Source organism: Massilia horti, from assembly GCF_004614195.1.
Classification (GTDB): Bacteria; Pseudomonadota; Gammaproteobacteria; order Burkholderiales; family Burkholderiaceae_D; genus Telluria; species Telluria horti.
The window spans coordinates 37,685-44,170 of the sequence record NZ_SPUM01000126.1; the positions used below are offsets into that span (position 1 = coordinate 37,685).

The following is a 6,486-nucleotide window of genomic DNA, read 5'->3' on the forward strand; positions in this document are numbered from 1 at the left end:
TCCTTTCTAGACCGAACCAATCGTACGGGCAGAATTGATTGCGATTGTTGATTGCTGTCAATGTTTCCCTTCGACATTTCATTGCCCTGTGGGAACAGTAGAGGCATTACAATGGACGGTAATGACGACATGGGAGGATTGATGATGTTTGCCTGGCTGCAGCGACTGTTTTCCGGCTCCGCGCCCGAACCGGTGCGCTTCTCCGCGCCGGAATCGGAGCGCAGCGCGCCGCCGGAGGTGACGCCGCAGCCGGCGGTCGCTTGCGCCCCCGCCGGGCCTGATCCTGCCGCCGTACCGGGGCCGGCCCCGGTGTCGTTCGAACAGTTCGACCGCGTCAACCGCGCGTGGGAAGGCTGGTTGTTCGCGCGCAGCGGCGAAGACACGGGCCTGGAGATGACCCCGACCGAAGCGCGAGTGCTCGATGCACTGGAAGGGATCAATACATCCCAGCAGTCGGGCGTGGCACTGGTGCGGCGCATGCCGGGCCTGATCCCGCAGCTGCTGCAAAGCCTGCGCAGCGACGGCTTTTCGGGCGCCGCTCTGTCGCGCACGATTTCAAGCGATGTGGTGCTGGTGGCCGAGGTGATCCGCCTGGCCAACAGCTGCTATATCGGTACCGGCACCACCATCACCAGTGTGGAGCACGCGGTCATCCTGATCGGCCAGGAAGGGCTGCGCCAGCTGATCACCAGCGTGGCGTTCCGCCCGATTATCGACATGCATTCCGGGCACTACACGCGCACCCTCGCCCGGCGCCTTTGGGCGCACGCGGAGCGCTGCGCGGTGGCCAACCGGGTGCTGGCCGAGCAGTCGGGCATCGAGCCGTTCGACGCATTCCTGGCCGGTCTGGTCCAAAGCGTGGGGCTGATCGTCGCGCTGCGCATCATGGACCAGGTGGCAAAAGGCGAGCACGACATGGGCTCGGAACTGTTCTGCGCACGCCTGGCCGGCGCGGCGCGCAGCCTGTCGTGCAGCATTGCGCGCGAATGGGACTTTCCGCCGGCGGTCATTCAGGCACTGCAGGAACAGGGCGGGCCGCGCAAAGGGGCGCAGATGTCGGCGCTGGGCCGGCTGGCGATGCTCACGGATTATCTGGCCAGGCTGCAGGCCTTGTCGCGCCTGGGGCTGCTGGCAGGCCTTGATCAGTCGCTGCTCGCGGGACTGCCGCCCGCGGCCACGCACTGCTACCAGCTGCTGGCGGCGGCGCCGGAAGAGCGCGCTGCGTGAACCGGTAGACCGCCGCACGCGCTCAACTTGTGCGCTCTTGCGGCTGCTGCGCCACTACGCTGCGTTCGCGAACCGCGTGCGCACAGGCATCAAAGGCCCCGTGCACCCTACGATGTCTCGGCGCCTCGGGTACCACACTCAAGCGCCGGTGTTGCTCCATTCGAAGGCGCCGTCGCAGCCCGCAAACAGAACGGTCTCCGGCAGCATCTCGCGCACGCGCGCCCTGACCTCGCGCGACGGCAAGTCGAAGACGCTGGCGTCTCCCGGGTGAAACGGCGCCGCGCGCACCTGGGTGTCGCCCGCCACCTGCGCGATCGACACCGTACAGGTCTGCGCGTTCTCGCTGCGCTGGCGTTCGAGCTGGGCAAGCAGCTCCAGCCCGGAACGCTGGTCCGCTTCGGCCGCCTTCATTGCGGCAGACGCGCGCGCGATCTCCTGCAGCGCCGGTGCCACGGCCTGCGCCATTTTGCGGAACTGGGCCTGCTGATCGGCGTTCAGTGTGAGCTCGTTCTTGCGCACGCGCGTTGCCAGCAGCATGTAGCGCCGCACCTCGGGCTGGCCGATCAGGCGCTCCATTGCGGCCTTGTGGTGCGCGGCCAGCTGCGCCAGCTGCTCGACGCGCTCGTGCACCTGCCCGATGGTTTCAATGATCGGGCCGCATTCCGGATACATGGCGAGCACCACCATCTCGGCCTGCCGGCGCGGGGCGGCACTACCGATTGTCACCCGCAGCGCGCCGATCGCGCAGCCTTCGGCCTGCTCGATCTGCACCTCGTCGCCCAGGATGTCGCAGTTGATGGCCTGGCCGATCGTGACCCGGGTGCCGGTCACCACGCAGTTCTCGGCGCGCTGCAGCGCGACCACCCCGCGTTTGGTCTGGACCACCGCGCCAGACGCGACGCCCTTGATGTGAACGTCGCCGTGCTGGTTTTGCACACTGCCGCCCACCAGGTTGCGGTTCAGCCGCACCGTGCCGCCGCGCGAGACGATGTGGCCGAACACGTCGGCATGCACCGTGATGCCCTCGCCTTCGATCACGCGATTTTCCTGCACCTCGCCGAATTCCTCGAAGTCGCCTTCCAGCTTCAGGTTGCCGGTGGTCTTGACGCTCACGCCGTCGTGGCTGACGATCTTGTCGCCTACCGAGAGCCGGCTGGTCTTGGAGTCGACGTTAAGAAAGCCCGACTGCTGCGCGACCAGGAATTCGCCTTCGCCGGTGCGCTCGACGCGGGTGCCGTCGCCGGCGTAGACCGCCAGCTCGAGATCCTTGGGCACGCTGGGCGCGATCGGAATGCCGGACAGTTCGCAGCCGGGCGTGCCGGCAATGGGCGGCAGCTTCTTGAGCAGGCGCTCGCCTTCGCGGATCTGGGGAAAGCGGTTCTGGAAGGTCATCAGGTCCAGCTTGCCGTTGGCGAGCTGGCGCGGCGCGTTATTGCGATGGATGTCGTCCGAGACCTCGATCACGCGCGCGTCCTGCCCCGGCATCGGTTCGAGCCGGCTCGCCACCAGCAGGCGCCCGGCCTGGCGGCTGTCGATCGCAGCGCGCACCGCCTGGACGTCGATGCCGAACCGGATCCCCTTGCACCACATGTCGGCGATGAATTCGTCCAGGTCAAGGCTGGCCGGAATACCGGGCGCATCGGGATCGTCGGGGTCGTCCAGGAAGACCGGCTCGAAATAGTAATCGGCCTGGCCGCCGGCGATCTTCACCGAGCGGTACAGCGCGCGCCGGCGCGGCTCGAACGGGGCGATGTCGTCGGCGATACGCAGGCCCAGGCCAGGCACGGGACGCAGTTCCGGGCCATGCCCGTACAAGGCCCTGATCAGGACTGGGTAGTCGAGCCCGCTGAAATACCGGTCGCTTCCAAAGATGTTGTCGATGGCCGCCAGCAGGCTGGCGCCGAGCAGGTCGAGGTCGGCGTACACGCCGTCGGCCCGCTGGACGATGCACTGCGGCAGGCTAGCGCCGCCCTGGCGACTGCCCTGGCTGGCGAGTAACGTGGCATCTGCAGGTTCGTTCGGCACGTGGGGGCTCCGCACAGGTCCTGCTAACAGCAGGCATCGTGCAAGAGTAGCATGTTGTGCCGATGAAATAAATGACTTACAACAAATTCCGGTTGCGCGGGCCGCAGCAAGCGGCCCGGGGCAAACCGTCAGCGGCGCTGCGGGTTCGGGTACAAATCCATGCCGGCTTCGTTGATCTGGCGCCGCAGGTCGCGCCGCTCGTCCGGCGTCATGCGGCCGCTCCGGCGGTTGTTCTCCGAATTGCGCATCTGTTCCTGCTGCATCTGGGCCTGACGGCGCTGCTCCTCGCGCGCCTCGAAGGCACGCGCGGCGGCGCGATTGTCCTCGCGCGGCAACTGGAAGCGCTCGCTATGCGGCACCGGCTGCGCATCGTCGCGCTGCTCATTGCGTTGGGCGTGCGCGGCGCCCAGTCCCAGGGACGCCAGCGCAACGACCACGACGCCACGACGCAGCAGCCGGGCCAGTTCGGCGCGGCGCGTGTGCCATCTTGCGTCCGGTTGGTTGAGCGCGCTAATCATGGTGTTTCCTCTTCCGCGATGCCTTGTAAACAGATAAGCTGTAATTCAGCCTGATCCCAGTGTATGAGCAATCCCCCTGAGGTATAAGCCGAATTGGGTAAAGTTTGTAACACAATGTAATGCCGCGGTCGTATCCATAACTTTCCGGGCGACGAGACGTTACCATAGCGACATGCATCTGACAAATTTGAACGCCAAATGAACCCAACATCGAGCCCCAATCAAGCCAGCGCAAACAACAACGGCCACACCGCCAGGATCATGGTCGTGGACGACGACGTGCGGCTGCGCGACCTGTTGCGCCGCTACCTGACCGAGCAGGGCTTCCAGGTGGTCACCGCCGAAAGCGCGCCCGCGATGAACAAGCTGTGGTTGCGCGAACGCTACGATCTGCTGGTGCTGGACTTGATGCTGCCCGGCGAAGACGGCCTGTCGATCTGCCGCCGCCTGCGCGGCGCCGGCGACCAGACGCCGATCATCATGCTCACCGCCAAGGGCGAGGACGTGGACCGCATCGTCGGCCTGGAGATGGGCGCCGACGACTACCTGCCCAAGCCGTTCAACCCGCGCGAGCTGGTCGCGCGCATCAACGCGGTCCTGCGCCGCAAGGGGCCGGACGAAATCCCCGGCGCGCCGTCGGAGACCCCGCAGAGTTTCGAGTTCGGCGACTTCGTGCTCGACCTGGGCACCCGCACGCTGAAGAAAAACGGCGAGACAGTGCCGCTTACCACGGGCGAATTCTCGGTGCTCAAGGTGTTCGCGCGCCATGCGCGCCAGCCGCTCTCGCGCGAAAAATTGATGGAACTGGCGCGCGGACGCGAATACGAGGTGTTCGACCGCAGCCTGGACGTGCAGATCTCGCGCCTGCGCAAGCTGATCGAACCGGATCCTTCGAGCCCGCTCTACATCCAGACCGTGTGGGGCCTGGGCTACGTATTCATTCCTGAAGGACAACCGCGCTAGTGTCTTTACGATTCTTCTCGGGGCCGAGCAGTCCGCGCCTGTCGCGCCTGAGGAGCGGGCTGTTCTGGCGTACCTTCCTGCTGCTGTCGGTGCTCACCACGCTGTCGATGGGATCGTGGATCGGCCTGATGAACGTGTACCAGCGCGGCTCGCAGGTGCAGCAGACGGCCGAACAGGTGGTCTCGGTGGTCACCATCACGAAAGCGGCGCTGACCCACTCGGCGCCCGAGCTGCGGCGCGAGCTGCTGTTCGAGCTGGTCTCCAACGAGGGGATCCGCGTCTACAACCTGGAGCCGACCGACCAGATCGAACCGCCTCCGAACACCCCTGAGATGCCGGAGATCGCCGCGCTGGTGCGGGCAAAGCTCGGCCCCGACACCCGCTTTTCGCGGCGCGTCAACGGCGTGGCCGGGTTCTGGGTCAGCTTTGAAATCGACGACGACAAGTACTGGCTGATGCTCGAGCGCGATCGCCTGGAGGCCTTGAAGCGGGTGCAGTGGATCGGCTGGGCGACCGTGGTCGGCGTGCTGTCGGTGCTGGGCGCGGCGCTGATCTCGGGCCTGGTGAACCTGCCGCTGGCGCGCCTGACGGCGGCCGCGCGCGCGATCGCCCAGGGCAAGCGCCCCACCCCGCTGCCCGAGAAGGGGCCGAAGGAAGTACTCGAGGCCAACCGCAGCTTCAACCAGATGGTCGAGGACCTGGCCCAGGTGGAGAAGGACCGCGCGGTGATCCTGGCCGGCATCTCGCACGACCTGCGCACGCCGCTGGCGCGCATGCAGCTGGAAGTGGAGATGGCGACCCTGTCATCCGAGGCGCGCGAAGGCATGCAGTCGGACATCGCGCAGATGGACGCGATCATCGGCCAGTTCCTCGACTACGCCAAGCCGACCGAGGCCGCGACCTTCGTGCCGGTGGACCTGTCGGAGCTGCTGGAGGACTCGGCGCGCGAGGCGGCGCGCCTGCCTGACGTGCGGGTGCAGGCCCAGGTCCAGCCGGGGGTGCACGTGCTGGGCAATGCGACCGACATCCGGCGCGTCATCAACAACATCATCGAGAACGCGCGCCGCTACGGCAAGACGCCGGGCCGGGACGTGACCGAGATCGAGATCGCCTGCCGCGTGCGCACGACCGGGCACGGGCGCCGCGCGACGGTCGACATCGCCGACCATGGCACGGGCATCCCGGCCGACCAGATCGGGCAGCTGCTCAAGCCGTTCACCCGGCTCGACAGCGCGCGCGGCCAGGCCAACGGCGCGGGGCTGGGGCTGGCCATCGTGGAGCGCGTGATCAGCCGCCACAACGCCGAGCTCGTCGTAAGCAACCGCGAGGGCGGTGGTTTGCTGGTGCAGTTCAATCTGCCGCTGGCGACCTGAGCTTGCGGTAGGTGTACGTATCCGAGCCAACGCCTGCACGGCCCCCCGCCCTGCCGAAGCCCGTGGCCGTCGCACATTGTAGGGTGCGCGGGGCCTTTGATGACCTGTGCGCACGCGGTCATCGCATGCTGACTTGCGGCCCGTTTCACTAGCAGCGTGCGCGAACCGCGTGCGCATGGTCGTCGGAGGCGCCGCGGCCGCTACGCCTGAACACGCGGCACGTGTTCGTGCCGGAGCCAACGATGTTCAATCGTAGCCGTGCGCACAGGGCATCAAAGGACGCGCGCCCCTACGCCTATGCACGCGGTGCGTGTTCGTACCGGAACCAACGATATTCAACCGTACCGCGTGCGCACAGGTGCGCACCCTACTCCGATGCA

Annotated in this window: 5 protein-coding genes; 3 read left to right on the forward strand and 2 right to left on the reverse strand. The window is 66.8% G+C overall.

The features are described from left to right. The first annotated feature begins 111 nt into the window (after positions 1–111). The gene (locus tag E4O92_RS19205; protein ID WP_229483525.1) at positions 112–1,227 is read left to right on the forward strand and encodes an HDOD domain-containing protein; all 1,116 of its coding nucleotides are present in this window, start codon (positions 112–114) and stop codon (positions 1,225–1,227) included. Positions 1,228–1,365: 138 nt separating this feature from the next. Here the strand turns inward: E4O92_RS19205 and E4O92_RS19210 are convergent, their stop codons facing one another. Then, complete coding sequence (locus E4O92_RS19210) at positions 1,366–3,252, reverse strand: flagellar assembly protein A (protein ID WP_229483527.1); 1,887 nt, start codon at positions 3,250–3,252, stop codon at positions 1,366–1,368. Positions 3,253–3,380: 128 nt separating this feature from the next. After that, a complete protein-coding gene (locus tag E4O92_RS19215; protein WP_135191264.1) occupies positions 3,381–3,770 on the reverse strand; it encodes a hypothetical protein in 390 nt (129 codons plus the stop codon). 198 nt (positions 3,771–3,968) lie between these two features. Between E4O92_RS19215 and ompR the strand changes: the two genes are divergently transcribed. Both ompR and E4O92_RS19225 read left to right on the forward strand, forming a co-directional pair. After that, positions 3,969–4,733 carry an osmolarity response regulator transcription factor OmpR gene (ompR, locus tag E4O92_RS19220; protein WP_135191265.1) on the forward strand — a complete coding sequence of 255 codons (765 nt, stop codon included), beginning with the start codon at positions 3,969–3,971 and terminating at the stop codon, positions 4,731–4,733. Beyond that, on the forward strand, positions 4,733–6,106 hold the full coding sequence (locus E4O92_RS19225; protein WP_229483529.1) for a sensor histidine kinase family protein: 1,374 nt from the start codon (positions 4,733–4,735) through the stop codon (positions 6,104–6,106). The genes ompR and E4O92_RS19225 overlap by 1 nt, the downstream gene beginning before the upstream one ends. The last annotated feature ends 380 nt before the right edge of the window (positions 6,107–6,486 follow it).

Excerpts from the sequence above, each read along its gene's own strand:
- E4O92_RS19205 (WP_229483525.1), top strand. The coding sequence starts at position 112 with ATGGACGGTAATGACGACATGGGAGGATTGATGATGTTTGCCTGGCTG.
- E4O92_RS19215 (WP_135191264.1), bottom strand. The coding sequence starts at position 3,770 with ATGATTAGCGCGCTCAACCAACCGGACGCAAGATGGCACACGCGCCGC.
- ompR (WP_135191265.1), top strand. The coding sequence starts at position 3,969 with ATGAACCCAACATCGAGCCCCAATCAAGCCAGCGCAAACAACAACGGC.